Source organism: Dinoroseobacter shibae DFL 12 = DSM 16493, assembly GCF_000018145.1.
GTDB lineage: Bacteria > Pseudomonadota > Alphaproteobacteria > Rhodobacterales > Rhodobacteraceae > Dinoroseobacter > Dinoroseobacter shibae.
In genome coordinates this window covers 3,294,499-3,319,876 of sequence record NC_009952.1, presented here as the reverse complement: position 1 = coordinate 3,319,876, position 25,378 = coordinate 3,294,499, and the positions used below count along the sequence as shown (strand labels likewise).

General features: G+C 66.5%; 27 protein-coding genes. 10 read left to right on the top strand and 17 right to left on the bottom strand.

The genetic code is table 11. The features are described from left to right. Positions 1 to 17: 17 nt before the first annotated feature. From DSHI_RS15985 to DSHI_RS15970, 4 genes are read right to left on the bottom strand one after another with little or no spacing between them, the layout of a single operon-like run. Positions 18 to 1,052 carry a TRAP transporter substrate-binding protein gene (locus DSHI_RS15985; RefSeq protein WP_012179813.1) on the bottom strand — a complete coding sequence of 345 codons (1,035 nt, stop codon included), beginning with the start codon at positions 1,050 to 1,052 and terminating at the stop codon, positions 18 to 20. After that, on the bottom strand, positions 1,036 to 1,938 hold the full coding sequence (locus tag DSHI_RS15980) for a putative hydro-lyase (RefSeq protein ID WP_012179812.1): 903 nt from the start codon (positions 1,936 to 1,938) through the stop codon (positions 1,036 to 1,038). Before DSHI_RS15980 ends, DSHI_RS15985 begins: the two co-directional genes overlap by 17 nt. A 45-nt stretch (positions 1,939 to 1,983) precedes the next feature. Next, complete coding sequence (locus DSHI_RS15975) at positions 1,984 to 2,880, bottom strand: LysR family transcriptional regulator (RefSeq protein WP_044028069.1); 897 nt, start codon at positions 2,878 to 2,880, stop codon at positions 1,984 to 1,986. Between the two features lie 52 nt (positions 2,881 to 2,932). After that, a complete protein-coding gene (locus tag DSHI_RS15970; RefSeq protein ID WP_012179810.1) occupies positions 2,933 to 3,787 on the bottom strand; it encodes a D-amino-acid transaminase in 855 nt (284 codons plus the stop codon). 104 nt (positions 3,788 to 3,891) lie between these two features. Here DSHI_RS15970 and DSHI_RS15965 point away from each other — a divergent pair, with 104 nt between their 5' ends. Both DSHI_RS15965 and DSHI_RS15960 read left to right on the top strand, forming a co-directional pair. Further along, positions 3,892 to 4,704 carry a M15 family metallopeptidase gene (locus tag DSHI_RS15965; RefSeq protein WP_012179809.1) on the top strand — a complete coding sequence of 271 codons (813 nt, stop codon included), beginning with the start codon at positions 3,892 to 3,894 and terminating at the stop codon, positions 4,702 to 4,704. Further along, positions 4,701 to 5,177 (top strand): hypothetical protein, encoded by a 477-nt coding sequence (locus DSHI_RS15960; protein ID WP_012179808.1) that lies wholly within the window; start codon positions 4,701 to 4,703, stop codon positions 5,175 to 5,177. The genes DSHI_RS15965 and DSHI_RS15960 overlap by 4 nt, the downstream gene beginning before the upstream one ends. A 2-nt stretch (positions 5,178 to 5,179) precedes the next feature. On the opposite strand, the gene DSHI_RS15955 is transcribed toward DSHI_RS15960, so the two are convergent. The 3 genes from DSHI_RS15955 to DSHI_RS15945 all read right to left on the bottom strand — a co-directional run bounded on the left by DSHI_RS15955 (position 5,180) and on the right by DSHI_RS15945 (position 7,758). After that, positions 5,180 to 5,920: a YbaY family lipoprotein gene (locus DSHI_RS15955; protein ID WP_012179807.1), complete on the bottom strand. Its 741-nt coding sequence runs from the start codon at positions 5,918 to 5,920 to the stop codon at positions 5,180 to 5,182. Positions 5,921 to 5,954: 34 nt separating this feature from the next. After that, positions 5,955 to 6,917: an acetyl-CoA carboxylase carboxyltransferase subunit alpha gene (locus DSHI_RS15950; RefSeq protein WP_012179806.1), complete on the bottom strand. Its 963-nt coding sequence runs from the start codon at positions 6,915 to 6,917 to the stop codon at positions 5,955 to 5,957. A gap of 79 nt (positions 6,918 to 6,996) precedes the next feature. Beyond that, positions 6,997 to 7,758, bottom strand: coding sequence for an HpcH/HpaI aldolase family protein (locus DSHI_RS15945; protein ID WP_012179805.1), 762 nt, complete (start codon positions 7,756 to 7,758; stop codon positions 6,997 to 6,999). A gap of 138 nt (positions 7,759 to 7,896) precedes the next feature. On the opposite strand from DSHI_RS15945, the gene DSHI_RS15940 reads away from it, so the two are divergent. Genes DSHI_RS15940 through DSHI_RS15905 form a run of 8 tightly spaced genes read left to right on the top strand, consistent with a single transcriptional unit; the run spans position 7,897 to position 15,707 of the window. Beyond that, positions 7,897 to 9,222, top strand: coding sequence for an ABC transporter substrate-binding protein (locus DSHI_RS15940; RefSeq protein ID WP_157865350.1), 1,326 nt, complete (start codon positions 7,897 to 7,899; stop codon positions 9,220 to 9,222). 60 nt (positions 9,223 to 9,282) lie between these two features. Further along, positions 9,283 to 10,155, top strand: coding sequence for a carbohydrate ABC transporter permease (locus tag DSHI_RS15935; RefSeq protein ID WP_012179803.1), 873 nt, complete (start codon positions 9,283 to 9,285; stop codon positions 10,153 to 10,155). 3 nt (positions 10,156 to 10,158) lie between these two features. Further along, positions 10,159 to 10,986 (top strand): carbohydrate ABC transporter permease, encoded by an 828-nt coding sequence (locus DSHI_RS15930; protein WP_012179802.1) that lies wholly within the window; start codon positions 10,159 to 10,161, stop codon positions 10,984 to 10,986. A gap of 40 nt (positions 10,987 to 11,026) precedes the next feature. After that, positions 11,027 to 12,085, top strand: a complete 1,059-nt coding sequence (locus DSHI_RS15925) for an ABC transporter ATP-binding protein (RefSeq protein ID WP_012179801.1) — start codon at positions 11,027 to 11,029, stop codon at positions 12,083 to 12,085. A gap of 4 nt (positions 12,086 to 12,089) precedes the next feature. After that, the gene (locus DSHI_RS15920; RefSeq protein WP_012179800.1) at positions 12,090 to 13,142 is read left to right on the top strand and encodes a LacI family DNA-binding transcriptional regulator; all 1,053 of its coding nucleotides are present in this window, start codon (positions 12,090 to 12,092) and stop codon (positions 13,140 to 13,142) included. Positions 13,143 to 13,144: 2 nt separating this feature from the next. Then, on the top strand, positions 13,145 to 14,275 hold the full coding sequence (locus DSHI_RS15915; RefSeq protein ID WP_012179799.1) for a cupin domain-containing protein: 1,131 nt from the start codon (positions 13,145 to 13,147) through the stop codon (positions 14,273 to 14,275). A gap of 3 nt (positions 14,276 to 14,278) precedes the next feature. Then, positions 14,279 to 15,031, top strand: coding sequence for an alpha/beta fold hydrolase (locus DSHI_RS15910; RefSeq protein ID WP_012179798.1), 753 nt, complete (start codon positions 14,279 to 14,281; stop codon positions 15,029 to 15,031). Continuing rightward, complete coding sequence (locus tag DSHI_RS15905; RefSeq protein WP_012179797.1) at positions 14,997 to 15,707, top strand: RraA family protein; 711 nt, start codon at positions 14,997 to 14,999, stop codon at positions 15,705 to 15,707. Before DSHI_RS15910 ends, DSHI_RS15905 begins: the two co-directional genes overlap by 35 nt. 7 nt (positions 15,708 to 15,714) lie before the next feature. Here the strand turns inward: DSHI_RS15905 and DSHI_RS15900 are convergent, their stop codons facing one another. The 10 genes from DSHI_RS15900 to DSHI_RS15855 all read right to left on the bottom strand — a co-directional run bounded on the left by DSHI_RS15900 (position 15,715) and on the right by DSHI_RS15855 (position 25,275). Continuing rightward, positions 15,715 to 16,614: a DUF2927 domain-containing protein gene (locus DSHI_RS15900; RefSeq protein WP_012179796.1), complete on the bottom strand. Its 900-nt coding sequence runs from the start codon at positions 16,612 to 16,614 to the stop codon at positions 15,715 to 15,717. A 140-nt stretch (positions 16,615 to 16,754) separates the two neighbouring features. After that, positions 16,755 to 17,225, bottom strand: coding sequence for a hypothetical protein (locus DSHI_RS15895; RefSeq protein WP_012178723.1), 471 nt, complete (start codon positions 17,223 to 17,225; stop codon positions 16,755 to 16,757). 483 nt (positions 17,226 to 17,708) lie between these two features. Further along, entirely contained in the window at positions 17,709 to 18,845 is a 1,137-nt protein-coding gene (locus tag DSHI_RS15890) for a M56 family metallopeptidase (protein ID WP_245533019.1), read from the bottom strand. Beyond that, the gene (locus DSHI_RS15885) at positions 18,829 to 19,236 is read right to left on the bottom strand and encodes a BlaI/MecI/CopY family transcriptional regulator (protein ID WP_012179794.1); all 408 of its coding nucleotides are present in this window, start codon (positions 19,234 to 19,236) and stop codon (positions 18,829 to 18,831) included. The genes DSHI_RS15890 and DSHI_RS15885 overlap by 17 nt, the downstream gene beginning before the upstream one ends. Before the next feature lie 38 nt (positions 19,237 to 19,274). Further along, the gene (locus DSHI_RS15880; RefSeq protein WP_012179793.1) at positions 19,275 to 19,673 is read right to left on the bottom strand and encodes a DUF2160 domain-containing protein; all 399 of its coding nucleotides are present in this window, start codon (positions 19,671 to 19,673) and stop codon (positions 19,275 to 19,277) included. Next, on the bottom strand, positions 19,673 to 20,470 hold the full coding sequence (locus DSHI_RS15875; RefSeq protein WP_012179792.1) for a carbohydrate ABC transporter permease: 798 nt from the start codon (positions 20,468 to 20,470) through the stop codon (positions 19,673 to 19,675). The genes DSHI_RS15880 and DSHI_RS15875 overlap by 1 nt, the downstream gene beginning before the upstream one ends. Further along, a complete protein-coding gene (locus tag DSHI_RS15870) occupies positions 20,467 to 21,330 on the bottom strand; it encodes a carbohydrate ABC transporter permease (protein ID WP_012179791.1) in 864 nt (287 codons plus the stop codon). The genes DSHI_RS15875 and DSHI_RS15870 overlap by 4 nt, the downstream gene beginning before the upstream one ends. Beyond that, complete coding sequence (locus DSHI_RS15865; protein ID WP_012179790.1) at positions 21,327 to 22,400, bottom strand: ABC transporter ATP-binding protein; 1,074 nt, start codon at positions 22,398 to 22,400, stop codon at positions 21,327 to 21,329. Before DSHI_RS15865 ends, DSHI_RS15870 begins: the two co-directional genes overlap by 4 nt. 1 nt (position 22,401) lies before the next feature. Continuing rightward, positions 22,402 to 23,463, bottom strand: coding sequence for an ABC transporter ATP-binding protein (locus DSHI_RS15860; RefSeq protein WP_012179789.1), 1,062 nt, complete (start codon positions 23,461 to 23,463; stop codon positions 22,402 to 22,404). Positions 23,464 to 23,535: 72 nt separating this feature from the next. Continuing rightward, positions 23,536 to 25,275: an ABC transporter substrate-binding protein gene (locus DSHI_RS15855; protein WP_012179788.1), complete on the bottom strand. Its 1,740-nt coding sequence runs from the start codon at positions 25,273 to 25,275 to the stop codon at positions 23,536 to 23,538. Positions 25,276 to 25,378 lie beyond the last annotated feature (103 nt).

Sequence of the window (25,378 nt, the reverse complement as noted above, 5' to 3'; positions counted from 1 at the left end):
CCCCCGGGGGGCGGGCCTCAGCCGCCGATGCTCACACCGACGACGCTGCCGACACTGGCATTCCAGCGCTCGGCCCAGTCGCCGCCCGCACGCTCCGCCCAGTCGGGGAGAACTTCACCGACCAGCACGCCGCGTGCCTTCTCGAAATCCGCATCCGACACTTCGACCAGCGTCATGTCCCGCGCCTCGCCGGAGGGGCACTCCCCGTTGCCGGTCAGGCAGGCGATGTCATTGACCAGGGCATCCTGCGCGCTGGCCCAGGCCGGGGCTTCGAACTCCGCCTGCACCTGGGACATGATCAGCTCCTGCTTCTCGGCGCTCAGGCTGTTCCAGCGGTCCATGTTCATGGCCGTCACCACGCTGTCCCAGCCACCCAGCGGGATCGCCATCAGGTGTGTGGACACTTCCCACCAGCCCGCCGAATAGCCCGATCCAGCCCCGGTCACGGCACAATCCACCACGCCCTTCTGCAGCGCGCCGGGCACTTCCGAGAAACTGACATTCACGCCCTCGGCTCCCAGCGCTTCGAGGAATTTCGCCGTCATCCGGCCGGAGGCACGCACCTTCAGCCCCTCAAGGTCCGCCAACTCCGACACCTCGGCGTTGCAGAACACCACCTGCGGCGGGTAGGGCGCGATGGCCAGAACCTTGCTGTTGAACCGGGCGGCGTAGATGTCGTCGACCATCGGGCGGGCCGCGTCGACCATGGCGCGCGCCTCGTCCGCCGTCAGCGCCAGCAGCGGCACATCCAGCCCTTCGAGCTCGGGCGCATCGGCCACGGCATAATCCGCCACGGTCATCGCCACGTCATACACTCCGTCCCCAAGCAGGCGGAAAACATCACCCACCCCGAGGTTCATCTGGTTGTGCGTGGTCAACGCCACGGTGATCTCGCCCCCCGAGGCCGCGGGCAGGGTCTCGCCCCAGAACGGCGCCTCGTATTGCTTGTGCAGCGGCAGGCCGGACCAGCTGCCGACCACGGACAGTTCTTCGGCGAAGGCCGGCGTGGCCAGCGCGGTTGTGAGGGCCAGAAGGCTAAGCGTGCGTGTCATGGGTCTCTCCTTGTTGGGTCTGAGATGTATGTTGGTCTTGCGGTCGCAGGATCGGAATCTCGGCATCCTCGGGGATGTCGCTGATCAGCATGTGACCGGGTTTGTGGGTGATGCAGATGGGCATGGAGGCGGCCTCCAGCGCCACTTGCGGGGTCACGCCGCAGGCCCAGAAGACCGGCACATGCCCCTCGGGCACGGGCACCGGATCGCCCCAGTCTGGGCGGGCCAGATCGGTTATGCCCAGCCCCGCGGGATCGCCCCAATGGACCGGTGCGCCATGGGCGAGCGGAAAGCGGCGCGAGATCTCCACCGCCTCGGCGACCCGGTCCTCGGGGATCGCGCGCATGGACACCACCATCTTGCCCCGGAACGGGCCCGCGGGCACCGTGTCGATGCCCGAGCGGTACATCGGCACGGTCTTGTCATTGTCGATATGCCACAGCGCGATGCCCGCCTGTTGCAGCGCGTGCTCGAAGGTGAACGAGCATCCCAACGCGAAGGCCACGAAGTCGTCTTGCCAGAGGTCGCGAATATCCGTCACAGACCCTGCCAGCCGTCCGTCGCGATAGATGTTGTAGGCCGGCACATCCGTGCGGATGTCGATCTGCCCGCCCATGGTGGTCATCATCGGATTGCCGGTGTCCGACACACCGCTCAGGGGGCAGGGTTTCGGGTTGCGCTGGCAATACCGCATGAAGTCCAGCGCATAGGCCTCCGGCATGATTGCCAGGTTGGCTTGCAGGAACCCCTTGCCCAGCCCCGCCGTGTGGGAGCAGTACTGCCCCGCACGGATCGCGGCCCGGACCTCGGCGAGGGGCTTGTGCTTGAGCGTTTGGTAAATGCCGACCTCCCCCGTGACATGACGACAGTGCGCGGGCCAGGGCATAAAATCAAATCGAATAATTTTACCCTTGGCGATAAATTTGGTTTATTACCCATGTTGCTCGGCGTAGTCCGTCGACACCTCCAACGCCAAGGCCGCGGCGGTCTCGGTCAGGTGGCTCTTGGGTTCGCTGACGAAGGACGCGGTGAACTGCAACGGGCTCGGCACCCAGCCGGGATCGAACTCCCGGATGCGCCCGGCCCGCACATGAGTCTCGCCCAGGGACCGGGGCAGGGCCGCGACCCCCATATCCGCCGCCACCAGCCGAAAACAGGCCGAGAGCGACGAGGACGGGAACAGCGACGCATCCGGCCCCACCCGCTCGAAGAGCTGCGCCTTCAACTCCCGGTAGGGGCGGGTGTTGCGGGCATAGGTCAGCACGGGCCGCATCAGGTAGCTGGTCTCATCCGCCACCCGGCGCCCGGAGGCGGCGGTGTACCAGGCCAGATCGAAGCCGGGCAGCAGGATGTTGTCGACCGAGTATTCAGAAATCGGGCCCAACAGGATCGCCAGATCGATCTCGCGATTGATCAACGCCTCCCGCAGGTCGCTGGACACGTCCACCTTCAGCTCGATCTCCAGCTTGGGATAGGCCCCGTGCAGACGGGAGACCAGCTCCGGCAGCCAACATGCCGCCACGGTTTCCGACGCACCGATCCGCAGCCGCCCCTCCAGCCCCGCCGGGTCCACCACATCGCGTTGGACCAGTTCGACCAGGTGTTCGAACTTCTCCGCATGGGCGACCAGCAACTCGCCCCGCTTGGTCAGTTTCAGCCCCCCCGAGGTCCGCTCGAACAGGGCACAGGACAGGGCATGTTCCAGGTTCTTGATCCGCGCGGTCACCGCAGGCTGGGTCAGACCCGCCGCCGCCGCGGCCCGGTGCAAGCTGCCCAGCCGCACGACCGCGAGGAAGGTCCGGATCTGTTCGATGGTGAATCGCGCCATGGGCTCAGTCATGGCACGACCGCGCCCCCGTTGGACAGGGGCGTAGCGTGGGTCAGACCGCCTTCTTCAGGCTCTCTTCGAGATAGATTTCCCGCAGCCGCGTGGCGACCGGGCCGGGCGTGCCGTCCCCGATCTGCGCCCCGTCCAGCTCCACCACAGGCATCACGAAGGTCGAAGCCGAAGTGATGAAGGCCTCCGCCGCGTCCTTGGCCTCCTCGATGGTGAAGGAACGCTCTTCCACGGCCATCTGCGCCTCGCGGGCAAACCGCAGCACGGCGGCGCGGGTGATCCCGTGCAGGATCTCGTTGCCCAGGTGTCGGGTCACGATGGTGCCGGCCTTGGTCACGATATAGGCGTTGTTGGATGTGCCCTCGGTCACGGCGCCGTCCTCCACCATCCAGGCGTCATCGACCCCGGCGGCCTTGGCCATCATCTTGCCCATGGACGGATAGAGCAGCTGCACGGTCTTGATGTCCCGGCGGCCCCAGCGCTGATCCTCGATCGAGATGACCTTGATCCCGGTCTTCGCCACCGGCGCATCGGCGAGCGTCTTGGTCTGGGTGAAGAGCACCAGCGATGGTTTGGGTTCGGCAGGATAGGCGAAATCCCGATCCGCCGCGCCCCGCGTCACCTGAAGGTAGACAAGCCCCTCGTGCACCTCGTTGCGCGCGACCAGCTCCCGGTGGATCTCCAGCAACGCGTCCATGGTGACCGGCGCGGGCATGTCCAGCTCCGACAGGGACCGCTCCAGCCGCTTCGCGTGCCCCTCGAAATCGATCAACTTGCCGCCGAGTACGCTGGTCACTTCATAGACCCCGTCCGCGAACAGGAACCCGCGGTCGAAGACCGAGATCTTCGCGTCTTCCTCGGGCAGGTAGTCTCCGTTGACATAGACGATGCGGCTCATGGGGGTCCTCCGGTCTCGCGCGTTGGCCCGGATATGGCGGTCTGCGCCGCGGCGGGTCAAGCGCGGAGTTGCAATCGGCGGCATCTCCACCCAGTCTGGCCGCCATGAGCCCCGCCCGCCCCCTGCGCCTTTCCGACGGTCCGCTTGCCGCGCTGCGCGCGCGGCCCCTCGCCGCCGAGGTCGCCATCGCCACCGCGCGCAAGGGCGATTACCGCGCCCATCCGATCGACCAGGCCCATGCACTCCATGCCGACCCGATGGTCGATCTGGCGGAGTACGGGGTCGCCGGGGCCAACCACTACCACGCGACCCATAACCCGCCCTACCATGCCGACATCACCGGCAGCATCCCGGCCCTGCGCGCCCGGCGCTCCGTCGCCCAGCGTCTCGCGCGGGTGAACGACCGCCTTGCGGCCTACGGGCTGGAGATTTGGGTGTTCGATGCCTGGCGCCCCATCGCCGTGCAAAACCATTTCCACGACCACTGGATGCCCGATTACCTGCGCCGGGCGCGGCCCGAGTTGGACGCTGCGGCGCTGCAGGCCGAAGTCACCCGCTACTGGGCGAAGGGCGCGCCTGGCGGGCGGATCGACCCGGCCTCGCCCCCGCCCCATGCGACCGGTGGCGCGGTGGACCTGACCCTGCGGGACAGCGCCAGCGGCGCGCATCTCTTCATGGGCTCGATCTTCGACGACGTCACCGCCCTGTCCAACACCGACGCGTTCGAGGCGACCGACGACGCGATGTCCTTCTCGGCGTTGGAGGCCCGCGATAACCGCCGCCTGCTCTTCTGGCTGATGGCGGGGGAGGGGCTGGCCAACAACCCCACCGAATGGTGGCACTTTTCCCATGGCGACCAGATGTGGGCGCGGATCACCGGGGCGCGCGCGGCCCTGTTCGGCCCCGCACCCCCATGACCGCCCCTCGCCGCGCGGGGCATCCCGCCTATCTCATACCCATGCGCCTGATCCTGCCCCTTCTCTTGTTGCTTCCCACCACCGCCCTGGGGTGGGAGGCCGGAACCGATGGCCCCCTGTGCACGCTGGAGCATGCCGAACCCGGGGCGGAGGTGCGCCTGACCTACGACCCGGCCGGGCCGACCTACACCATCACCCTCACCGCGCCGGAGCCCTGGCCCAGCGGGCCGGTCTTCGCCCTGCGGTTCGAGGGCGGGCAGGGCCTGACGATCTCCACCGATCGCCATGTGCTGTCACAGGCAGGCCGCGCGCTCACGGTCACGGATCGGGGCTTCGGCAACGTGCTGCGCGGCCTTGCGGAAAACACCACGGCGACAGGGCTGCTCGGCGCCGCCTCCGTCGGCTTCTCGCTGGACGGCGCGGCCCCGGCTGTCGCTGAATTCGAGGCTTGCGGGCGCACGCCCAGCGTCTGAGGCTAGGGGCGCAGGCGGATGCGCACGGCCCCATCGGCATCCAGAAGGCGCAGCATCTCGCCCTCCATCTCGTAGCGTCGCACGGCCTCCAGCGCGGCGATCATGTCCCGCTCCCACAGGGATTCGGGCTCCGGACAGGCCATCATCGTGCCCGCCATCGGCCCCGGGAAGGACAGCGTGCCCGGCCCGATCTCGGCGCGGCCCGCCAGCCGGTTGCACCCGGCGAACACCGCCGCCGCCCCGTCCTCGGTCAGCTCCAGCGTCGGCGGGCGCGGCAAGCGCGCCGGGGCCCCGTCCACCTCCGTCACGGTCCAGAGTGTCCCGGTCAGGGTCGGCTCCGGCACGGCCCTGCGAGCCTGCTCCAAGGTGATCTCGACCTCGGACCCGGCCCCCCGGGTCAGCACCGGATAGGCCTGGGTGCTGCGAAAGATCACCTCGCGCCCGCTGAACAGCCGGGCGGACACCGTATAGGTCATCCGCGGGTCGATCACCGCCGGGTCATAGGGCAGGGACAAGCTCATCGGCACGCCCGTCATCACCACCCGCTGCGACGCGATCCGCGTGGCCGCCACATCCATAAGCGAGGTGTCGAGCAGCTCGACCTCCAACTGCGCGCCGGGGGGCAGGGCGATCCGCTCCCGGTAGCCGACGGTGACCTCCAGCGTCGCGGTCTCCGCGGGCGCGCGATCAGGCACCGCGATCACCGTCGCGAGCAGCACCAGCATAGCCATCAGACGTCCCATGAGCACCTCCCCTTGCGTGCAACAATGCCATGGCTCAGGCCGCCAGGCCCTTGGTCCCCATGGCCAGGAATTTCTTGCGCCGGTCGCTGACCAGCTCCGCCGGACTGCGCCCGTGCAGATCGCCCAGCATCCCCGCCAGGGCCTTACCGACCCGGGCGATCATCTCGTCCTTGTTGCGCTGGGCGCCGCCCACGGGCTCCGGCACCACCCGGTCCACCACGCCAAGCGACTGCAAATCCTGCGCGGTCAGGCGCAGGGCCTCGGCGGCTTCCTTCATCTTGTCGGCATCCTTCCACAGGATCGACGCACAGCCCTCGGGCGAGATCACCGAATAGATCGAGTGTTCCAGCATCGCGACCCGGTTGGCCGTGGCAAAGGCCACCGCCCCGCCCGATCCGCCCTCGCCAATCACCACCGAGATCAGCGGTACGCCGATCTGCAGGCATTTCTCCGTGGCGCGCGCGATGGCCTCGGACTGCCCGCGTTCCTCGGCGCCCTTGCCGGGATAGGCCCCGGGCGTGTCCACCAGCGTGATCACCGGCAGGCCGAACCGGTGCGCCATGTCCATCAGCCGGATCGCCTTGCGATAGCCTTCGGGCCGGGCCATGCCGAAATTCCGTTCGATCCGGGTCTTGGTGTCATGGCCCTTCTCATGCCCGATCACCATCACCGGCGTGTCGTTGAACCGTGCCAGCCCGCCCATCACCGCATGATCGTCGGCAAAATTCCGATCCCCGGCCAGGGGCGTGTATTCCTCGAACAGCCCGTCGATATAGTCCTTGCAATGGGGCCGCTCGGGATGCCGCGCCACCAGGCATTTCTGCCAGGGCGTCAGGTCCGCATAGAGGTCCCCCAGAAGCTGCGCCGCCTTGCGGTCAAGCGCCGAGACCTCCTTCTCGATATCCATCTTGCCGGACTTGCGCGCCACGGCCCGCAGCTCCTCGGCCTTGCCTTCGATCTCGGCCAGAGGTTTCTCGAAATCCAGGTAGTTCTGCATGGGTGCTCTCCGGTGACCGTGGCCCGGGTTATGACCCCTGCGCGGCACGGGTGCAATATCCCTGGCCGCAGAGCGCCGATCAGGGTCGGCGGGTTTCGGCGATCGCGGCCGACATGGCCCCCATCAGCAGGTTGAAATCATTGCCCGGGGTGACCAGGTCGAACCCCTCCGCCAGCCGCTGGCGCGACAGGGCTCCATCGCCGCAGAAGATACCCGTGGCCACCCCGGCGGCGCGCGCCCGGTCCAGCACATGGGCAATGGCGTCGGTGGTGGCCCTTGGATGCCACTCCGCCCCCGGCCCCTCGCCCAGGTCGAGCGCCAGGTCGTTTGGCCCGACATAGATCATGTCGACACCGGGCACGGCGAGGATGGCCTCGATCCTGTCCACGGCCTCGGCGGTCTCGATCATCGGAATGGCCAGGATCTCGGCATTGGCCGCCTCGAAGTAATCCGGCCCGCCATAGAGCTTGCCGCGTGCCGGACCGAAAGACCGGCTGCCCTGCGGCGGATAGCGACAGGCCGCGACGAAGGCCGCGGCCTCCTCCGGGGTGGAGATCATTGGACAGATCACCCCGTAGGCGCCCGCATCCAGCAGATGCATGATCACCTCCGGCGCCTTCGACGGCGACCGCACCAGCGGCACCGCCTCCGTGGCCGAAATCGCCTGGAGCATGCTGACCGCGGTCTCGAACCCGATCAGCCCGTGTTGCAGGTCCACGGTCACGCTGTCGAACCCCTGGTGCCCCGCCCCCTCGGCCACGTATCCCGACGGGATCGACAGCCAGGCATTCACGATCGGCGTGTCTTGCGCCAGCAGCGTTCGCAGCTTGTTCGGTCTCATGGTTCTGGTCTCCTGTGGCTGCCCCGTGCCGGCGCGCGCGTCGGCGTGGGCTGGCAGACTCGTGATTTAGATGCCTGTTGAATGCGTATTCAAGATGGGTATAGTCGAGCCAATAACGCGTCGCAACGGGAGGAAGAGATGCGCAAGAGAACCTTTTTGGCCACGGTCGCGACCGCGGCCCTTGTCGCCATGGCCCCGGTCACGGTCTCGGCTGAAGAGCTCGGCAAATACAACCTGCTGCCGGGCAAGCCCTTCGAAGGCACCACCCTCAACATCCTCAGCGTGGTCACCCCGCAATTCGACGGGCTGATGCTGCGGGACGAGGAGTTCACCGAGCTGACCGGCATCGAGACCGAGTGGACCTTCATCCCCTTCGGCTCCCTGCAGGAGAAGATCAATGCCGAAGGCATCGCCGCCAACGGCACCTTCGATGTGGTCAACTACCTCGACAGCTGGGGACCGCCCAACGCCCACTGGCTCAAGCGGATCGACGAGTTGATGGCCCGTGACGGGATCTCCATGGACCGCTACCCCGCGGCCTTCGCCCGCTCGGCGCAGTTCGAGGGCGAGACTCTGGGCTTCCCGCTGCGCGCCCATCCGCAGCTGATGTTCTATCGCAAGGACCTGATCCCCGAGCCGCCCGAGACCTGGGAGGACGTGATCCGGATCGGCAAGGAGCTGAAGGAAACCAACCCCGACATCGCGCCGCTCGCGCTCTACTACAACAATGACGGCAACCGGCAGAACCTGTTCATCTGGCTCAACTTCCTGTGGGCCGCCGGGGCGGATATCTTCAACGAGGACGGCACCGCCGCCTGGGCCACGCCCGAAGGCATTCAGGCCACTAAGGACTATATCGAGCTGCACACCGTCCACCAGATCACCAACCCCAACTCGCTCGCCTTCGTCGAGCAGGACGCGCGGCAGTCCTTCATGCAAGGCAACTCGGCGATGATGCCGGTGTGGTGGTGGGCCTATTCCGGCTTCTACAACCCCGACAGCTCCACCCTGACCAAGGACCAGGTCGGCTTCACGGGCATGCCCTCCTATAAGGGCGTGACCAAGACCTATGCGATCTCTATGCCCTTCTCGATCTCGGAGTATTCCGAGAACCAGGAAGCGGCCTGGGAGTTCCTGAAATGGCTGTCCAACCCCGAGATGGACAAGGCCAACGCCATCGAACGCGAGGTGGGCGGCAAGACCATCATCAACAACGTGGTCACCCATATCTCGTCCTTGCAGGACCCGGAGGTGAACGCCGCCAATGACGGCATCCAGGCCGCCGCATGGGAGAGCCTGAAGGAATCCGACATCATGCCCCAGATCCCGGAATGGTCCGAGGTCGGTGACATCCTGTCCGCCGCGATCGCCGAGGCCGCCGCGGGCGGCGATGTCGAGGAACTGATGACCGCCGCGGCCGACCGCGCGGACCGGGTTCTGCGGCGCGCAGGCCGGATCCAGTAACCCCAGGGCACGGGGCGCGGTCATCCGCGCCCCGGCTGCCAGATTGCGAGCGGCGGGACCATGCGTGACAACACCCTGAAATACTTTCTCGTGCTGCCGGCGGTGGTGGTCGTGTTCGCCACGGCGATCTGGCCCCTGATCGAAGCCGCGCGCATGTCCTTCACCGTGGGCCGCCTCAACCGCCCCGGCTCGCTGGAGCAATACATCGGCTGGGAGAACTACGCCTGGGCCTTCTTCGAAGAGCCCGCCTTCTGGAATTCCGTCTATGTCACCGCGCTTTACACCGTGGTGACCGTGGGGCTGACCACGTTGCTGGCGCTGGGCCTCGCGCTCCTGCTGGCGCCCGGCGGGCGGCTGCGGGTCTCGGCCCAGACCCTGCTGATCCTGCCCTTCGCCATGAGCCCGGCGCTGATCGGCGTCTCCTTCCGGTTCATGTTCAACCCCGAATTCGGCCTCTTCGATGCGTTCTTCGGCGTGATGATCCCGCCGCTGGCGGATGTCAGCTGGCTGGCCGACCCGACGCTCGCCTTCGCGGTGGTGGTGATGGCCGATGTCTGGGGCTGGATCCCCTTCCTGACGCTCGTGCTGATCGGCGGTCTGGCCAGCGTGCCCCGCGACACGATCGAGGCCGCCCAGGTCGACGGCGCCAGCAGCTGGCGGGTCTTTCGCGACGTGACCCTGCCGCAACTCGGCCCGGTCCTGGCCGTGGTCATCATCCTGAAATCCATCTTCAGCCTGAAAACTTTCGACCAGGTCTTCATGCTGACCAATGGCGGGCCGGGCACCGCTACCCAGACGCTCAGCCATTACATCTACTTCAACGGCATGAAATACGGGCAGATCGGCTATTCGGCCTCGGTCGCCTGGCTGATGGTGATCCCGATGATCTTCCTCACCTACGCCTATGCCAAGTTCGTCTTCCGGAAGAACTGAGCGATGACCGGCAAACAACGCAAACAATTCTGGAGCGCGGTCCATGCGGTCCTGATCATCGCGGCGATGTTCGTGATGCTGGTGCCGATCCTGTGGATCTTCCTCGCGGCGTTCAAATCCCACGTGGATGTCTATCAACTCAAGCTGTTCTTCACGCCGACGCTGGAAAACTTCGGCACGGTGTTCGACGACCCCTACCGGCTGGGCGAGAAGCTGTTCAACTCCACCGTGGTCGCCCTGGTCACGGTGGTGATCGCCATCCCCATCGCCACGCTCGCGGCCTATTCCTTCAGCCGGTTCCGGCTGGTGGGCGAGACCGCGATGCTGGTGGTGATCCTGGCCACGCAATTCCTGCCGGCGGTGGTGATCATCCTGCCCTTTTTCATCATGTTCCGGGATATCGGCCTGCTGGATACGCGGCTGGGCCTGATCCTGGTGAACCTCGCCATCGTGATGCCGTTCGCGATCTGGATGATCAAGGGCTTCATCGACGGCATCCCCCTGGACACCGAAGAGGCGGCGATGGTCGACGGCTCCTCGCGGTTGCAGGTGATCTGGAACATCGTGCTGCCCATGGCCGCCCCGGGTCTGCTGACCTCCGGCATCTTCTGTTTCATCATCGCCTGGAACGAGTTCCTTTTCGCGCTGATCCTGACCAACAAGGACGCGGTGACGCTGCCCATCGGGCTCGCGCTCTTCAAGGGGGAGGAAGGCGACCTGTGGAACCTGCTGAGTGCAGCGGGGATCATCATCATGGCGCCGATGTTCGTGCTCGCCCTGATGATCCGGAAATACTTTGTCCAGGGCATGACGATGGGGGCGGTGCGGTGACACTGACGTTGGAGAACAACCACAAGAAAGCGGTGCGCTGATGGCCGAGGTGATCCTCAAGGACCTGACCAAGCGGTGGGGCGATTTCGTCGGGGTGGACAACCAGTCCCTGCATGTCCGCGACGAGGAATTCCTGGTGCTGCTGGGCCCCTCGGGCTGCGGCAAGACCACGACCATGCGGATGATCGCCGGGCTGGAGGATCCGACCGATGGCGAGATCTGGATCGGCGACCGAATGGTCAACGACGACCTGCCCAAGGACCGCGACGTGGCCATGGTGTTCCAGAATTACGGTCTCTATCCGCATATGACGATCTTCGAGAACATCGCCTATCCCCTGCGGGTGCGCGGCGTCGACAAGGCCGAGATTCCGCCGCGGGTCCAAAGGGCCGCCGAGCAGGTGGAACTGACCAAGTTCCTCCACCGCAAGCCCAAGGCGCTCTCCGGCGGGCAGCGGCAGCGCGTGGCCCTGGCCCGCGCCATCGTGCGCAAGCCCAAGGTCTTCCTGATGGACGAGCCGCTGTCGAACCTCGACGCCAAGCTGCGCGTCACCATGCGGGCGGAGCTGAAACATCTCAGCCGCGAGTTGCAGATCACCACCGTCTACGTGACCCACGACCAGATCGAGGCGATGACGCTGGCCGACCGGGTCGCGGTGATGAAGCACGGCGTGATTCAGCAACTCGGCACCCCGGACGAGATCTACAACGACCCCGCGAACCTCTTCGTGGCGGGCTTCATCGGCTCGCCCGCCATGAACCTGATCAACGGCTCGGTCGAGGACGGCATGTTCGTGACCACCGGTGGCACCCGGCTGGTCAAGGTGCCCTCCCCGGACCGGGCGCGCGCGATCCTCGGGGTGCGCGCCGACGACATGCAGGTCCACGAAGCCGGGCAGGGCGATATCGACGTGACCATCTATGCCTTCGAGAATACCGGCGAGAGCACCCTTCTGACCGTGCAATGGGGCAAGCAGCGGGTGATCGCCCGCGGTGACCGGCACCTGCGCAAGGAACAGGACGATGTCGTCGGCATCAGCCTGAACACCGACCATTTGTACCTCTTCGATCCGGACACCGAAGAGCGCATCAGGATGTAGCCCCATGGGATCGACGCGCGTGACAGCCAGGGATGTGGCGCGGGCCGCCGGGGTGAGCCAGCCCACCGTCAGCCGCGTCTTCAGCCGCTCGGCGGCCGTCGATCCGGCCAAGGCCGACCGCGTCCGCGCCGCCGCACGGGAGCTGGGCTATATCCCCAACCTCGTGGCGCGGTCGCTGAACTCGGGCCATTCCTTCCGCATCGGCATCGTGCTCGCCTATCTCAAGAACGGGTTTTTCAGCGACGCGTTGCAGCGGCTTTCCAAGGCCCTGAACGCGCGGGGCTATTCCGTGACGGTCTATTTCGCGGGCAACCAGTCCGACGAGGTCGACGCCATCGTCGACGACTTGCTGGCGGACCGGGTGGACGGGATCATCCTTGCCTCCATCAGCCTGTCCAACAGCCTCGTTGCGCGGGTGCGCAAGTCGGGCATCCCCTGCGTGCTTTTCAACCGCGGGCAGGCGGACCCGGATGTCTCGATGGTGACGGCGGCGAATGTCGCCGGGGCACGGGCGGCGACCGAGTTTCTGATCGCCGGCGGGCATACCCGGATCGCCCATCTCGCCGGATGGCGCAAGTCGATGAACGGGCGCGACCGGCAGGCGGGGTTCCTGGCGGCCATGGCGGCGGCCGGACTGGCCCCGGTGGCCTGTGTCGATTGCCATTTCCGCCGCAGCGTGGCGATGGACGAGACCCGCAAGCTCTTTGCCGAGGGGCCGGGCGCAGACGCGATCTTCGCCGCCAACGATCACATGGCCTTCGGCGTGCTCGAAGTGCTGCGCGCCGAACTGGGCCTGCGGGTGCCCGAGGATGTCTCGGTCATCGGCTATGACGACGCGCCCATGGCGGGCTGGAAGACCTTCGATCTGACCACGGTGCGCCAACCGCTGGAACGGATGACCCGCAAGACGGTCGACCTTCTCATCGCCCGGATCACCGAGCCCGACGCCCCGCCCGAGAAGATCGAGATCCCGGGCGACCTGATCGTCCGCGGCTCCGCCCGGCACCCGCCCGGCTGGACCCCACCCCCTGAACACACGCCCCAACCCAGGACCTGAACATGACCCGGATCACCCAGACCGAAGCCGAGGCCCGCCGCGTCAAACGCAGCGACTACACCTCCTGCACCGTCGCCTTCATCGACTGCAAGAAGCCCGGCTCCCACCTCAAACAGAACTACTCGATCATCGGCCCCGGCGTGACCTCGTCCTCCGAGCAGGTGATCAACCTGCCCGAAGCCCACGGGTTCAACATCGGGGCTGCCGCCATGCCCACCGGCATCACCAACAACCTGCACATCCATTTCACCGCCGAGGTGTTCATGGTCTATGACGGGGAATACACCTTCCGCTGGGGCTCGAACGGCGAGCACGAGATGGTCGGCCGCCCGGGCGACATCCTGTCGGTGCCCACCTGGATCTTCCGCGGCTTCACCAATACCGGCGCGGGCGAAGGCTGGATCTTCACCACGCTGGGCGGCGACAACACCGGCGGCGTGATCTTCCATCCCGACATCCTCCGCGAAGCGGCCGATTACGGGCTCTACCTGTCGCGCAACAACGTGCTGATCGACACCACCCGGGGCGACCCCACCCCCGGCGAGGGCGAAACCCTGCCGCCGATGAGCGATGCGGAGGTCGCCAAGCTCCGCCATTACAGCCCCGAGGAGATGCGCGAGCGCCTCGTCAGCACCGCCGAGCGCGACTTCCGCCCCGCCTTCGTCGACCGGGCGCTGGACGGTTGCGGCGCCGAGATCGCTCCGGTGATCGGCCACGGCATCAGCCAGAACCGCGACCACGCCGCCAAGATCCGCAACCCCCACGGGTTCTCCATGGAATGGCTCCGGGTCGCACCGGGGCAGACCGTCTCCCCCTTCACCCTCGACGACAAGATGGTGGTGATCCCGCGCACGGACGGGCTGCGGGCGAGGCTCAACCCCGAGGGCGACGTGACCCTGGACCTCGGCGGGTGGGAGACGTTCTCGATCCCCGCCGAAATCACCCGCGCCTTCGAGAATACCTCCGACAGCCCGGTCGAAGCCCTGATCATCGTCTCCGGCGACCACCAGAAACGGCCCCGCTTCGCGCCGCAGGTGCTCGCGGCGGCGGCGGAAAAGGACCTCGCCCTGGATGCCCAGGGCTACGTGGCCGCCGCCCACCTGATCCCGAGCTATGGCCTCGTGGCCGAGTAAGCCATGATCCCCCATGCGTCCGACGCCTGGGTCCTGGTGCCCGGCACCCTGTGCACGGGGGAGGTGTTCGCACCCATCCTCGACCGTCTCGGCGTGGCCCCGGCGCGCCGTCATGTCCTGATGCCCGACGCGCCCGCGGTCACCGACTATGGCGACCGGCTGCGCGCGGCGGTGCAGGGGGGCGAGATCGTCTGCGGCTTCAGCCTCGGCGCGCTGATCCTGTCGCACAACCTGCCCGCCCTCGCGCGCGCCAGGGCGCTCGTCCTGCTGGCGGCCAACCCCCATCCCGACCCGCCCGAGAACCGCGCGGGCCGCCTTGCGGTGCGCGACCGGGTGCTGGCGGGGGAGGGCCCGGCCTGGGTCGCACAGAACTGGGAAGCCATGTCCACCGACCGGGGCACGGGACTGCGCGACCGGGTGGCCGTCATGGCCGCGGCAACCGCGTCCCTGATCCCGGCCCAGACCGACCTCGCCGCCTCCCGCCCCGGCGCGGCGGCGGCCCTGCGTGCGACCCACCTGCCCACGGTATTCGTCACCGGCGCCGAAGACCGGATGACCCCGCCGGACATGGTCTGTGACATCGCCCGCGACATGCCCCGTGCCACCCTCGCGGTCCCCGATGGGCTGGGCCATTTCGCCCTGCTCGAAGACCCCGACCGGGTGGCGCAGGCCATCCGCGACGGGCTTGCCCAGGTGCTTTCCCCCAACCCCGAGGACTCCCATGGACCGCAGACCGATCCCTCCCACGTTGCTTGACCGCCTCCGGGCCGTGGACACCCCGACCGTTTGCAACGCCATCGAGGTGGTGCAGGGCGGCCGCGGCTTTGCCCGCCTGACGCGCGGCACGATGCAGCATTCCCGCCCCGGCATGCCGCCCATGGTGGGCCGCGCCCGCACCGCCAGGATCGCAGGGCTCGCGCCCCCGACCGAGGCGGAGGACACCATCAAGGCCCGCCGCCGCGCCTATTACCGGGCCATGGCCCGCGGCCCCCAGCCCACCGTCGCGGTGATCGAGGATCTGGATTACCCCAACTGCATCGCCGGGTGGTGGGGGGAGGTCCATGTGGCGGTCCACAAGGGGCTGGGCATGGCCGGGGCCGTGACCAACGGGGTGATGCGCGATCTCGACGTCCATGATGATGGCTTCCCGGTGCTGGCGGGCTCCATCGGGGTCAGCCATGGCTTCGTCCATGTCCGCGAACTGGGCTGCGAGGTGTCGATCCTTGGCCTGCAGGTCGCCGAGGACGATCTCGTCCATGCGGATCGCCACGGCGCGCTGGTCATCCCCGAGGACGTGATCCCGTCACTCGAGGCCGCCATCGCCACGGTGATCGAGAACGAGGCCCTGATTCTCGGGCCTGCCCGGGCGCCGGGGTTCGACCTGGGAAAGCTCGAAGAGGCCTGGGCGGTGTTCGAGGCCCGGCGCACCTGAAGGGCGTTCAGAACTGCGCGCTGGCCACCGCGTGCAGGTAGGGCGCGACCTCGTCGATCTTCATCCCCGACCGCAGCCGGGGGTCATAGAGCATGCCCAGCAGCTTCTCGTCGCGCTTGGTCAGCAGGGCGAACTCCTGGTCGTCGTTGAAGATCGACGGCCAGACCTCCTTGTGGTCGTTCGACAGGCCCAGCCCCTGGGCCAACTCCTCCTGGATGCAGGAGACGCGCATCCGGTCCGGATGCTCGGCCCGCACGATCGCCACCGCGCGGCGAAACCCCTTGCGCCGGTTGCCATGGGGCTCGGCCACCACCATGCACAGGTGGTTGGGCCGCATCCGCGCGATACTGTTCACGGTCGAGGCGGCAATGCCCGGGATCAGCTTGGGCAGGGTCTTGGCCAGGGATTTCCGCTCCGCCTCGGTCACCACGAGCACATGGAAATTGGGCTTGTGCGGGTTCAGGGTGATCGGGTGGCGCGTGGCGCGGGCCAGCGTGTTGACATAGGTCGAGATGGTCCGGACATCCTTGGCCCGGTTCGACTTGGGCACGTTCGGGCCGAACTGCACCTGCACCCGCACGGGCGTTTCCCAGCGCAGAAGCGGCTTGGCGGTCTTGCTGCCCGAGGCGCTCAACCCGCTGCCATATTCCTTGTGAAGTGCGATATGGACGAAGTCGCGCTGGAGAGAGACCGGGTCCATCGGGGCGTTGGGCACATGGCGCGCAGTCTTCATCTTGCCTTGTGCGAGGAACTGCGCCTCCAGCGTGGCGTAATAGGCCGCGAGACTGGATTTGGAGACGGTCGCCGTGCCTTGGCTGCTCTTTTGCACGTCCGCGGCGCCGGGCAGGGCCATGCAGGCGCAGGCGACCAACCCGAGGATGGCGGTGCGGGACGTCGATTTCGCCATGTGGCCACTCTCCGAAAACCAGAATCAGGGTGCCACGAACCGGGTCCGCGTGCAAATGCATCAAGTCAGTCGTTCAGGGTCCTCTTTTTGCAGACGAATGGCCGACCCCGGGTGTGTTCGGGGTCGGCCTTGGCTTTGGTTTACTCGTTGCTTGAGCCTTTTGCGCCCTTGATTGCGGCGAGGTCTGCGAAGGAGTAGTCGGCTGCGTCGAGGCCCAGTTGGGCGGCCAGCTGTGCCTGGGCGGGGGAGGTGCCGACCGACTGGGTGGAGACGACGCCGCCCGGTGCGGACGCGTTGTAGCCGGTGTCGCTGTCGAAGGAGCCCTTGATGGCGGCCAGTTCGGCGAAGGAATAGTCGCCTGCGTCGAGGCCCAGGGTCGCGGCCAGCTGTGCGTGGGCGGGCGAGATGCCGACCGACTGGGTTGAGACGACGCCGCCCGGTGCGGGGATGGTGTAGCCGGTGTCGGTGTCGAAGGAGCCCTTGATCGCGGCCAGTTCGGCGAAGGAGTAGACGCCGGGTGCGACGCCCAGGGTGCGCTCGAGTTGCGTGTTGGCGATGGCCGGGGCGGCGATGGCGGTGCTCAGGGCGGCGATGAGTGCGATGCGTGTCATGTGAGTAGTCCTTTGTGTGCGTTGCGATGCGTGTCGCGGTTGATGTGGCGGCCGTGTGCGGGCCGGTAGGGTCTGGATGGCCGGTTTGGCCGGGGTTTGCTTGAACACCCGTGCGGATGTCTTGCAGGATCGTGCTTGGCAGGTTGGAGTGTGTCCGTGCTGCCGATGGGATGGATTTGGACCTGCCGGGGGTGCAATGAAACGGCGATGATGCGGGGGGTCTATGTGCGGAATTGCACATCACGAGGCGGTGAGGGGTATTTGTGCGCGCGGATTTGTGGTTTTTGCGAAAGGCCGAGCGATATCAGCGCCTTGGCCTGACACGAAGGCTCACGCGCGGGTGATGTTTCCAACACGGCGCCCGATCGGGCCCAAACCCGCCCCGCGACACACGCGGATCACATGTTTCGTGAGCGGGCGTTTCGGGGGCGGCAGGGGGGAGGTGGGTGTGAACAGCCCTTCCCGGCGGGGAAGATGGGGTGTCTAGCGGGACATGGGGGCGACGCCGAGCAGGCCGCTGGCCGGGGTGGCGCGGCCCTGCTGCCGGGTGATGGCGTCGAGGCGTTCGAGATTGACGATGGTCGACAGCATCAGGCGATCCTGGCTCCAGTCGCCCGGGGCGCGCACGGTGGCGGCGATGCTGCCGATGCCCAGGGCAAGGACCAGCGCCAGCGCGGCCAGCATGGGCCGGGTGTGGCGGAAGCTGGGCAGGCGGTAAAGCGACAGGATGCGATGCTCCAACACGCGCTTGGGCGTGTTCGGCGCCACTGACACGAAGGCCACCCGGGCAAGGGCGGGGCCGGTCCGGCGACGCGCGCAGAAAGTCAGCAAACAGGCCGCGTACTCGTGCGGCGTGATGCAGCGGGAGGCGAGGACCCTCTGGTCGCAGCTCAGCTCGCGCAGTTTCTCGAACGCGCGTTTCCACAGAATGAAGGCCGGGTTCCAGAACACCAGGGGACGGAGGGCTTCCAGCGCCAGCTCCCATTCCACGTCGCCCGCGCGCAGGTGCTGGAACTCGTGGGCGAGCACCACGCGCAGGTCACGGGGCCGGGTCAGCAGGCAGGTGGGCAGGACCACATGCCGCCGCCGCAAACCGCGCGCCGCGAAGGGCACGGTGATTCGATCCGAGAGCCGGATATCCACCCGCCCGGTGCGCCGCCACAGGTAGCTGTCGGCCAGGGTGCGCCGAACGCAGAGGGCGGAACGCAGCAGCCGGAGGGTCAACGCAACACTCACCACCGCGAAACCCGCCAGCAGCGGTGCGGCCCAGGAAACCTTCCCCGCGGAGAAGGTTTCCACAAATGTTCTGCGGGTATTCAGCAGGGCCTCGAAGTCCACCGCAGGCATCGCGATGCTGCCGCCGAGATATGCCGCCACGGCAATGTCGCTGAGCGTCGTCGGAGTGTCGGGGACGAGATAGTTTCCCAAGCTGGTGAAACCGAGGCCGAGAATCGGGCTCAGAAGGGTGATCAACAGCACCGTCTTGAGCAAACCGGCCTGGAACCCGTGGTCGTGGCGCAGGGCCGTGCGCTGCAGAAAAAATTGCGCAACGCGCCAGAGGCAGAAAGCCAGCAGCAGCAAGATATTCGCATCAATGAACAGATCAATCGCGGGGGTCATCGCCGTCATCCTGGAGCCTCCTCTCCACCAGCGCCCGAATATCCTCCAGATCCGAGGCGCTCAGCCCCGCATCATCCACCAACCGTGCCACAAGACTGGCCGGTGTGTCGTCAAAAAGCGTGCGCGACAGATTTTGCAGCGACCGGGTCTGATAGGCGTCCTTTTCCAGCACAGGGGTATAGATGAGCGTCTTGCCCTCCTTGCGGCTGGAGACGAACCCCTTGTCGTCGAGAATGCGCAGGATGGTCGCCCCGGAAGTATAGGCGAGGTTGCGCTCCGGTGGCAGCCGGTCCAGCACGTCGCGCACGCCGCCCTCGCCCAGGACCCAGAGCTCGGTCATGAATTCCAGTTCGACATCGGTCAGCAGGTGGGCGGGTTTTTTCTTGCGCATGGGTTCCGGGCCTGGGTGGTTTCGGGGGCGGCGGTCGCTCAGACCTTCCAGAAGGTGAAGATGCCCCAGGCGATGGCGAGGGCAAGCGGGGTCCAGATCGGTTGGCCGATGAAGCCGAGCCAGGCGAGGAAGATGTAGACCGAGCCGAGCAGGGTGATGAAAAGCCGGTCGCCCAGGGTGGTGGTCAGGCCGAGCACGCCCTTGCGCTCCAACCCGTCCTTGTACTTGAACCCCTCCATCAGGCCGATGACGGCGATGGCCGAGAAGATGCCGATGAAGACGGCGAGGGTCGCGGGCGTCCAGGCCATCCAGAAATCGGGCCAGAGCGGGTCGGTCCAGGAGAAGCCTGTCTCTTCGGGTTGACCGACATTGCCCCAGCCGGCCTGTTGGGCGGCGGCCATGCCGGGGGTCAGTAGGAGGGGGAGGAGGACGCGCATCACACCCTCCCCATGGCGAAGCCGCGCGCGATGTAGTTGCGCACGAAATAGATCACGATCGCGCCGGGAATGATGGTCAGCGTTCCGGCGGCCGCCAGCAGGCCCAGCTCGTAGCCCGCGCTGGACGCTGTGCGGGTCATCACCGCGGCGATGGGCTTGGCTTCGACCGCCGTCAGGGTCTTGGCCAGCAGCATCTCCACCCAGGAGAACATGAAGCAGAAGAACGCCGCCACGCCCACGCCCGCGCCGATATTGGGCAGGAAGATCTTGATGAAGAAGCGCGGGAAGGAGTAGCCGTCGACATAGGCGGTCTCGTCCAGCTCCTTGGGGATCGAGCGCATGAACCCCTCCAAGATCCAGACCGCCAGTGGGACATTGAAGAGCGTGTGCGCCAGGGCCACGGCGAGGTGGGTGTCGAAGATCTTCACCGAGGAATAGAGCTGGAAGAACGGCAGGGCGAAGACCGCGGCGGGCGCCATGCGGTTGGTGAGCAGCCAGAAGAACAGCTGCTTGTCGCCGAGAAACCGGTAGCGCGAGAAGGCATAGGCCGCGGGCAGGGCCACCGCGACCGACAGCACGGTGTTCAGCGACACGTAGATGATCGAGTTGATATAGCCCCAGTACCAGGTCGGGTCGGTGAAGATGGTGATGTAGCTGTCCAGCGTGAAGGTTTGCGGGAAAAGCGTGAAGCCCGCCAGGATCTCGTTCGTGGTCTTGAACGACATCGTCACCAGCCAGTAGATCGGCAGCATCAGGAACAGGATGTAGAAGATCGGGATGAGACTGCGTTTTCTCATTTCGGGTCATCCTTGGTCATCAGGGTGTAGAAGACCCAGCTCACCAGCAGGGTGATGGCGAAGTAGATCAGGCTCATGGCCGCCGCCGGGCCGAGGTCGAACTGCCCCAGGGCGATCTTCACCAGGTCGATGGACAGCAGCGTGGTGGAGTTGCCCGGCCCCCCGCCGGTGAGCACGAAGGGTTCGGTGTAGATGTTGAAGCTGTCCATGAAGCGCAGCAGGATCGCGATGGTCAGCACGGTCTTCATCTTGGGCAACTGGATGTAGCGGAACACGGCCCAGGGCGAGGCGCCGTCGATCTTGGCCGCCTGGTAGTAGGCGTCGGGGATCGACACCAGGCCCGCGTAGCACAGCAGCACCACCAGCGAGGTCCAGTGCCACACATCCATGACGATCACGGTGATCCAGGCCGCCAGCGGGTCCTGGGTCATGTCGTAATGCACGCCCAGCACATCGTTCATGAAGTACCCCAGCATCCCGATCTTGGGCAGGGCGAAGATGTTCCACATCGCGCCCACCACGTTCCACGGGATCAGCATCGGCAGCGCCATCAGCACGAGGCAGACGGGCACCCAGATCCCCTTGCGCGGCATGGACAGGGCCACGATGATGCCCAGCGGGATCTCGATCGCCAGGATGATCGCGGTGAACATGAACTGGCGTCCCAAGGCGGCCTGGAAGCGGTCGGAGCGGAGGATCTGCTCGAACCAATCCAGGCCCTGCCAGAAGAAGGTGTTGTTGCCGAAGGTTTCCTGCACCGAGTAGTTGACCACGGTCATCATCGGCACGAGTGCGTTGAAGGCCACAAGGAACAGGACCGGCAGCACGAAGAACCAGGCTTTCTGGTTTTCGGTTTTCATGGGCGGGCCTCCGTGGCGATCCATCCGTCGCGATAGACGCGGGTGTGTTCGGGGCGGAAGCTGAGATTGACGGGGCTTCCGGTGGGGGGCGGGGGCGTTTCGCTGACCGCCTTGACGCGGGTGTTGCCGACCATCGCGTCGAGCACGAAGTGCCGGCCCACGTCGGAGACCTTGACCAGCTGCGCGGGCAGGCCGGTCTCGCCCAGGCGGACGTATTCGGGCCGGATGCCGAGTTTGAGCGTGCCGCCGGTGCCGGTGGCGGGGCCTTCGAGCGCGACCTCGTGGCCTTCGAACACCGCGTGGTCGCCGCGCAGCTCGCAGGGCAGCACGTTCATGCCGGGCGAGCCGATGAAATGGCCGACGAAGGTGTGTTGGGGGCGCTCGAAGAGCTCCACCGGGGTGCCGATCTGCACGACCTCGCCGTCCTGCATCACCACGACCTCATCGGCGAAGGTCAGCGCCTCGGTCTGGTCGTGGGTGACGTAGATCATGGTGGCGCGCACCTTCTGGTGCAGCTCCTTGAGCTTGGAGCGCAGTTTCCATTTCAGGTGGGGGTCGATGACCGTCAGCGGCTCGTCGAACATCACGACATTCACGTCGTCGCGCACGAGGCCGCGGCCCATGGAGATCTTCTGCTTGTTGTCGGGGCCGAGGTTGGACGCCTTGGTGTCGAGCATGTCGGTCACCTCCAGCATCTCGGCGATCTCGCCCACGCGGGCCTCGATGGTGGCGGCGTCCACGCCCCGGTTCTTGAGCGGGAAGGCGAGGTTCTGGCGCACGGTCATGGTGTCGTAGATCACCGGGAACTGGAACACCTGGGCGATGTTGCGCTGGTCGGGAGGCAGGCCGGTGACGTCGCGGTCGTCGAACAGGACCTGGCCCTCGGAGGGGGTCAGAAGCCCCGAGATGATGTTGAGAAGCGTGGATTTCCCGCAGCCCGAGGGGCCGAGCAGGGCATAGGCGCCGCCGTCGCGCCAGGTCACGTCGATCTCCTTGAGGGCGTAGTCCTCGGGGCCCTTGGGGGCGGGTACGTAGCTGTGCCGCAGCTTGGACAGTCGGATCTGCGCCATGTCAGGCCACCCTCTTTCCATCGGTGCCGAAATAGCGGCAGTTCTCGGGGTTCATGTAGAAGACGTGCTCTTCGCCGACCTTGTAGGGGTGCACGCCATGGGCGAGGGAGACCCAGTCGGTGTCGCCGAGGCGGAAATGGGCACTGGATTCCGACCCCGACAGCTCGGTGACCAGCACCGTGCCGCGCAGCTCGACCTCGGCGTCATGGCTGCGCTGGGGGGTGACGCGGTGGGGGCGCACGGCGACGGTGTAGCGCCCGTCGGGCAGGGCGGCGGGCGGGCCCGAGACCTCCCACCCCGCGCCGTTCTGCATCCGGATCTGTGCCCCTTGCTTGGTGATCTCGGCCGCGTTGATCGGCGGGTCCGAGAACACCCGCGCGGCGGTCAGGTTCTCGGGCTCGCGATAGACCTGGGCCGTGGGGCCGAACTGCGTCACGCGGCCGTCGTCCATCAGCGCGGTGCGGCCGCCGAGCATCAGCGCCTCTTCGGGCTCGGAGGTGGCATAGACCACGACCGCCCCGCGCCCGGCGAACAGCTCGGGCAGTTGCTCGCGCAGTTCCTCGCGCAGCTTGTAGTCGAGATTGGCGAGCGGCTCGTCGAGGAACACCGCGCGGCTGTCCTTGGCGATGGCGCGGGCCAGGGCCGTGCGCTGCTGCTGGCCGCCTGACAGCTCGTTGGGTTTGCGGTGGAGCATCGGGCGCAGTTGCAGAAGGTCGGCGGCCTCTTCCACGCGGCCCTGAATTTCGCTCTTGGCCATGCCTGCGACCCGCAGGGGGGAGGCGATGTTTTCAAAGACCGACATATGGGGGTAGTTGACGAAGAACTGGTGGACGAGGCTGATCTGGCGTTTCTGCGTGTTCAGCTTCGTGACGTCCTGCCCGCCCATCAGGATGCGGCCGGAGGCCATGGGGTCGAGACCGGCCATCAGCTTGATCAGCGAGGTTTTCCCGGTGCCCGTGGCGCCCAGAAGGACGTTGAATTCGCCGGGATGAAAGACCAGCGAGGTGGGTTTGATATGGGTGACGCGCCCGACGCGCTTGGTCACTTCCTGCAGCTCGATCATGCGCGATGCGCCCTGTTCCAATCCCAGAGAGGGGAGGGCCGCCGCGATACGGCGGCCCCCGGGTTCATGGCGTCACTGCGCCTGCCAGCGGGCGACAAGCTCGTCATAGTTGACGGTCTCGCCCTGGGGCTTCTCGTTGGCGAGCTTGGGCTTGGGCGAGCCGGGCTGGCTGAACCAGTACTCGGCGTCGCGCTCTTCGTTCAGGCGCGGGCCGCAGCCGCCATAGACACCGGCGGCCTCGTCAGCCTGCTGCATCCGGGCCATGGTGATGTCCATCTCCTCGGCGAGACGGTCCATGGCTTCCTGCGGGGTGAAGGCACCGGAGTTCACGTCCCCGATCTGCTGCCACCAGATCTGCGCCAGCTTCGGATAGTCCGGCACGTTGATGCCTGTAGGCGACCATGCGGTCCGGTCCGGGGAGCGGTAGAATTCCACCAGGCCGCCGAGCTTGGGCGCGCGTTCGGTGAAGCTCTCGTGGCGCACGCTGCTGTCGCGGATGAAGGTCAGGCCCACATGGGACTTCTTCACATCCACGGTCTTGGAGGTGACGAACTGGGCATAGAGCCAGGCCGCCTGTGCCCGGTCGGACGGGGTGGATTTCAGGAAGGTCCAGGAGCCGACGTCCTGGTAACCGACCTTCTGGCCTTCGGTCCAGTAGGGGCCGTGGGGCGAGGGGGCCATCCGCCATAGCGGGTTGCCGTCGTCATCCACGGTGTTGTTGCCTTCGGATTTCGGCTTCACCATGTCGGCGGTGAAGGCGGTGTACCAGAAGATCTGCTGGGCGACGTTGCCCTGGCTGAGCGCGGGCAGCGACTGGTAGAAGTCGTAGCTGGCCGCCCCCGGAGGCGCGTAGTTCCGCAGCCATTCGTCCCATTTGCGGATCGCGTAGACCGCCGCCGGGCCATTGGCCGCCCCGCCGCGGGTGACGGAGGCGCCGACCGGGTTGCAGGTGCCCGCTTCCATGCGGATGCCCCATTCGTCCACGGGGACGCCGTTGGGCTCGCCCACGTCGCCGGCGCCGGCCATCGACAGCCACGCGTCGGTCATGCGCCAGCCGAGGTCCGGGGCGCGCTTGCCGTAGTCCATGTGGCCGTAGATGCGGACGCCGTCGATTTCCTGCACGTCGTTGGTGAAGAATTCGGCGATGTCCTCATAGGCGGACCAGTTCACCGGCACGCCCAGCTCGTAGCCGTATTTTTCCTTGAACGCGGCCTTGTTGGCTTCGTCGTCGAACCAGTCCTTGCGGAACCAGTAGAGGTTCGCGAATTGCTGGTCGGGCAGCTGGTAGAGGTTGCCGTCCGGGCCGGTGGTGAACTGGATGCCCATGAAGTCTTCGAGATCCAGTGTCGGCGAGGTCGTCGCCGCCCAGTCGCCCGCCATCTGCTCGGTCAGGTTGTAGGCCAGTTGCAGCCGCGAGTGGGTGCCGATCAGGTCGCTGTCATTGACGTAGCCGTCATAGAGGTTGCGCCCGGTCTGCATCTGGGTCTGCACCGCCTGGACCACTTCGCCCTCGCCGAGGATCTGGTGGTTGACCTTGATGCCGGTGATTTCCTCGAAAGCCCGGGTGAGGACCTCGGATTCGTAGCTGTGGGTCGGAATGCCTTCCGACAGCACGTTGATTTCCATCCCGGCGAACGGTTCGGCCGCCTGGATGAACCAGCGCATCTCTTCGAGTTGCTCTTCCTTGCTGAGCGTGGATGGCTGGAATTCTTCGTCGATCCAGCGTTGGGCCGCGGCCTCGTCGGCCATAGCTCCGCTTTGCCCCGCGATGACAGCGCCAGCTGCCACGGCGGAGAGTAGATACTTGCGCATCGGTCTCCTCCCAAATGGTCTTGTCTGGTCTCCACCAGACCGCCCAAGCGTGCCGTCCCGGAGATCGTCTTGTCAAACTAAATTTTTAGTATGAATTGGTCCG

What these genes read in the sequence shown, in the direction of transcription:
- DSHI_RS15985 (WP_012179813.1), bottom strand. Translation starts at nt 1,052, where the DNA reads ATGACACGCACGCTTAGCCTTCTGGCCCTCACAACCGCGCTGGCCACG.
- DSHI_RS15980 (WP_012179812.1), bottom strand. Translation starts at nt 1,938, where the DNA reads ATGCCCTGGCCCGCGCACTGTCGTCATGTCACGGGGGAGGTCGGCATT.
- DSHI_RS15975 (WP_044028069.1), bottom strand. Translation starts at nt 2,880, where the DNA reads ATGGCGCGATTCACCATCGAACAGATCCGGACCTTCCTCGCGGTCGTG.
- DSHI_RS15970 (WP_012179810.1), bottom strand. Translation starts at nt 3,787, where the DNA reads ATGAGCCGCATCGTCTATGTCAACGGAGACTACCTGCCCGAGGAAGAC.
- DSHI_RS15965 (WP_012179809.1), top strand. Translation starts at nt 3,892, where the DNA reads ATGAGCCCCGCCCGCCCCCTGCGCCTTTCCGACGGTCCGCTTGCCGCG.
- DSHI_RS15960 (WP_012179808.1), top strand. Translation starts at nt 4,701, where the DNA reads ATGACCGCCCCTCGCCGCGCGGGGCATCCCGCCTATCTCATACCCATG.
- DSHI_RS15955 (WP_012179807.1), bottom strand. Translation starts at nt 5,920, where the DNA reads ATGGGACGTCTGATGGCTATGCTGGTGCTGCTCGCGACGGTGATCGCG.
- DSHI_RS15950 (WP_012179806.1), bottom strand. Translation starts at nt 6,917, where the DNA reads ATGCAGAACTACCTGGATTTCGAGAAACCTCTGGCCGAGATCGAAGGC.
- DSHI_RS15945 (WP_012179805.1), bottom strand. Translation starts at nt 7,758, where the DNA reads ATGAGACCGAACAAGCTGCGAACGCTGCTGGCGCAAGACACGCCGATC.
- DSHI_RS15940 (WP_157865350.1), top strand. Translation starts at nt 7,897, where the DNA reads ATGCGCAAGAGAACCTTTTTGGCCACGGTCGCGACCGCGGCCCTTGTC.
- DSHI_RS15935 (WP_012179803.1), top strand. Translation starts at nt 9,283, where the DNA reads ATGCGTGACAACACCCTGAAATACTTTCTCGTGCTGCCGGCGGTGGTG.
- DSHI_RS15930 (WP_012179802.1), top strand. Translation starts at nt 10,159, where the DNA reads ATGACCGGCAAACAACGCAAACAATTCTGGAGCGCGGTCCATGCGGTC.
- DSHI_RS15925 (WP_012179801.1), top strand. Translation starts at nt 11,027, where the DNA reads ATGGCCGAGGTGATCCTCAAGGACCTGACCAAGCGGTGGGGCGATTTC.
- DSHI_RS15920 (WP_012179800.1), top strand. Translation starts at nt 12,090, where the DNA reads ATGGGATCGACGCGCGTGACAGCCAGGGATGTGGCGCGGGCCGCCGGG.
- DSHI_RS15915 (WP_012179799.1), top strand. Translation starts at nt 13,145, where the DNA reads ATGACCCGGATCACCCAGACCGAAGCCGAGGCCCGCCGCGTCAAACGC.
- DSHI_RS15910 (WP_012179798.1), top strand. Translation starts at nt 14,279, where the DNA reads ATGATCCCCCATGCGTCCGACGCCTGGGTCCTGGTGCCCGGCACCCTG.
- DSHI_RS15905 (WP_012179797.1), top strand. Translation starts at nt 14,997, where the DNA reads ATGGACCGCAGACCGATCCCTCCCACGTTGCTTGACCGCCTCCGGGCC.
- DSHI_RS15900 (WP_012179796.1), bottom strand. Translation starts at nt 16,614, where the DNA reads ATGGCGAAATCGACGTCCCGCACCGCCATCCTCGGGTTGGTCGCCTGC.
- DSHI_RS15895 (WP_012178723.1), bottom strand. Translation starts at nt 17,225, where the DNA reads ATGACACGCATCGCACTCATCGCCGCCCTGAGCACCGCCATCGCCGCC.
- DSHI_RS15890 (WP_245533019.1), bottom strand. Translation starts at nt 18,845, where the DNA reads ATGACCCCCGCGATTGATCTGTTCATTGATGCGAATATCTTGCTGCTG.
- DSHI_RS15885 (WP_012179794.1), bottom strand. Translation starts at nt 19,236, where the DNA reads ATGCGCAAGAAAAAACCCGCCCACCTGCTGACCGATGTCGAACTGGAA.
- DSHI_RS15880 (WP_012179793.1), bottom strand. Translation starts at nt 19,673, where the DNA reads ATGCGCGTCCTCCTCCCCCTCCTACTGACCCCCGGCATGGCCGCCGCC.
- DSHI_RS15875 (WP_012179792.1), bottom strand. Translation starts at nt 20,470, where the DNA reads ATGAGAAAACGCAGTCTCATCCCGATCTTCTACATCCTGTTCCTGATG.
- DSHI_RS15870 (WP_012179791.1), bottom strand. Translation starts at nt 21,330, where the DNA reads ATGAAAACCGAAAACCAGAAAGCCTGGTTCTTCGTGCTGCCGGTCCTG.
- DSHI_RS15865 (WP_012179790.1), bottom strand. Translation starts at nt 22,400, where the DNA reads ATGGCGCAGATCCGACTGTCCAAGCTGCGGCACAGCTACGTACCCGCC.
- DSHI_RS15860 (WP_012179789.1), bottom strand. Translation starts at nt 23,463, where the DNA reads ATGATCGAGCTGCAGGAAGTGACCAAGCGCGTCGGGCGCGTCACCCAT.
- DSHI_RS15855 (WP_012179788.1), bottom strand. Translation starts at nt 25,275, where the DNA reads ATGCGCAAGTATCTACTCTCCGCCGTGGCAGCTGGCGCTGTCATCGCG.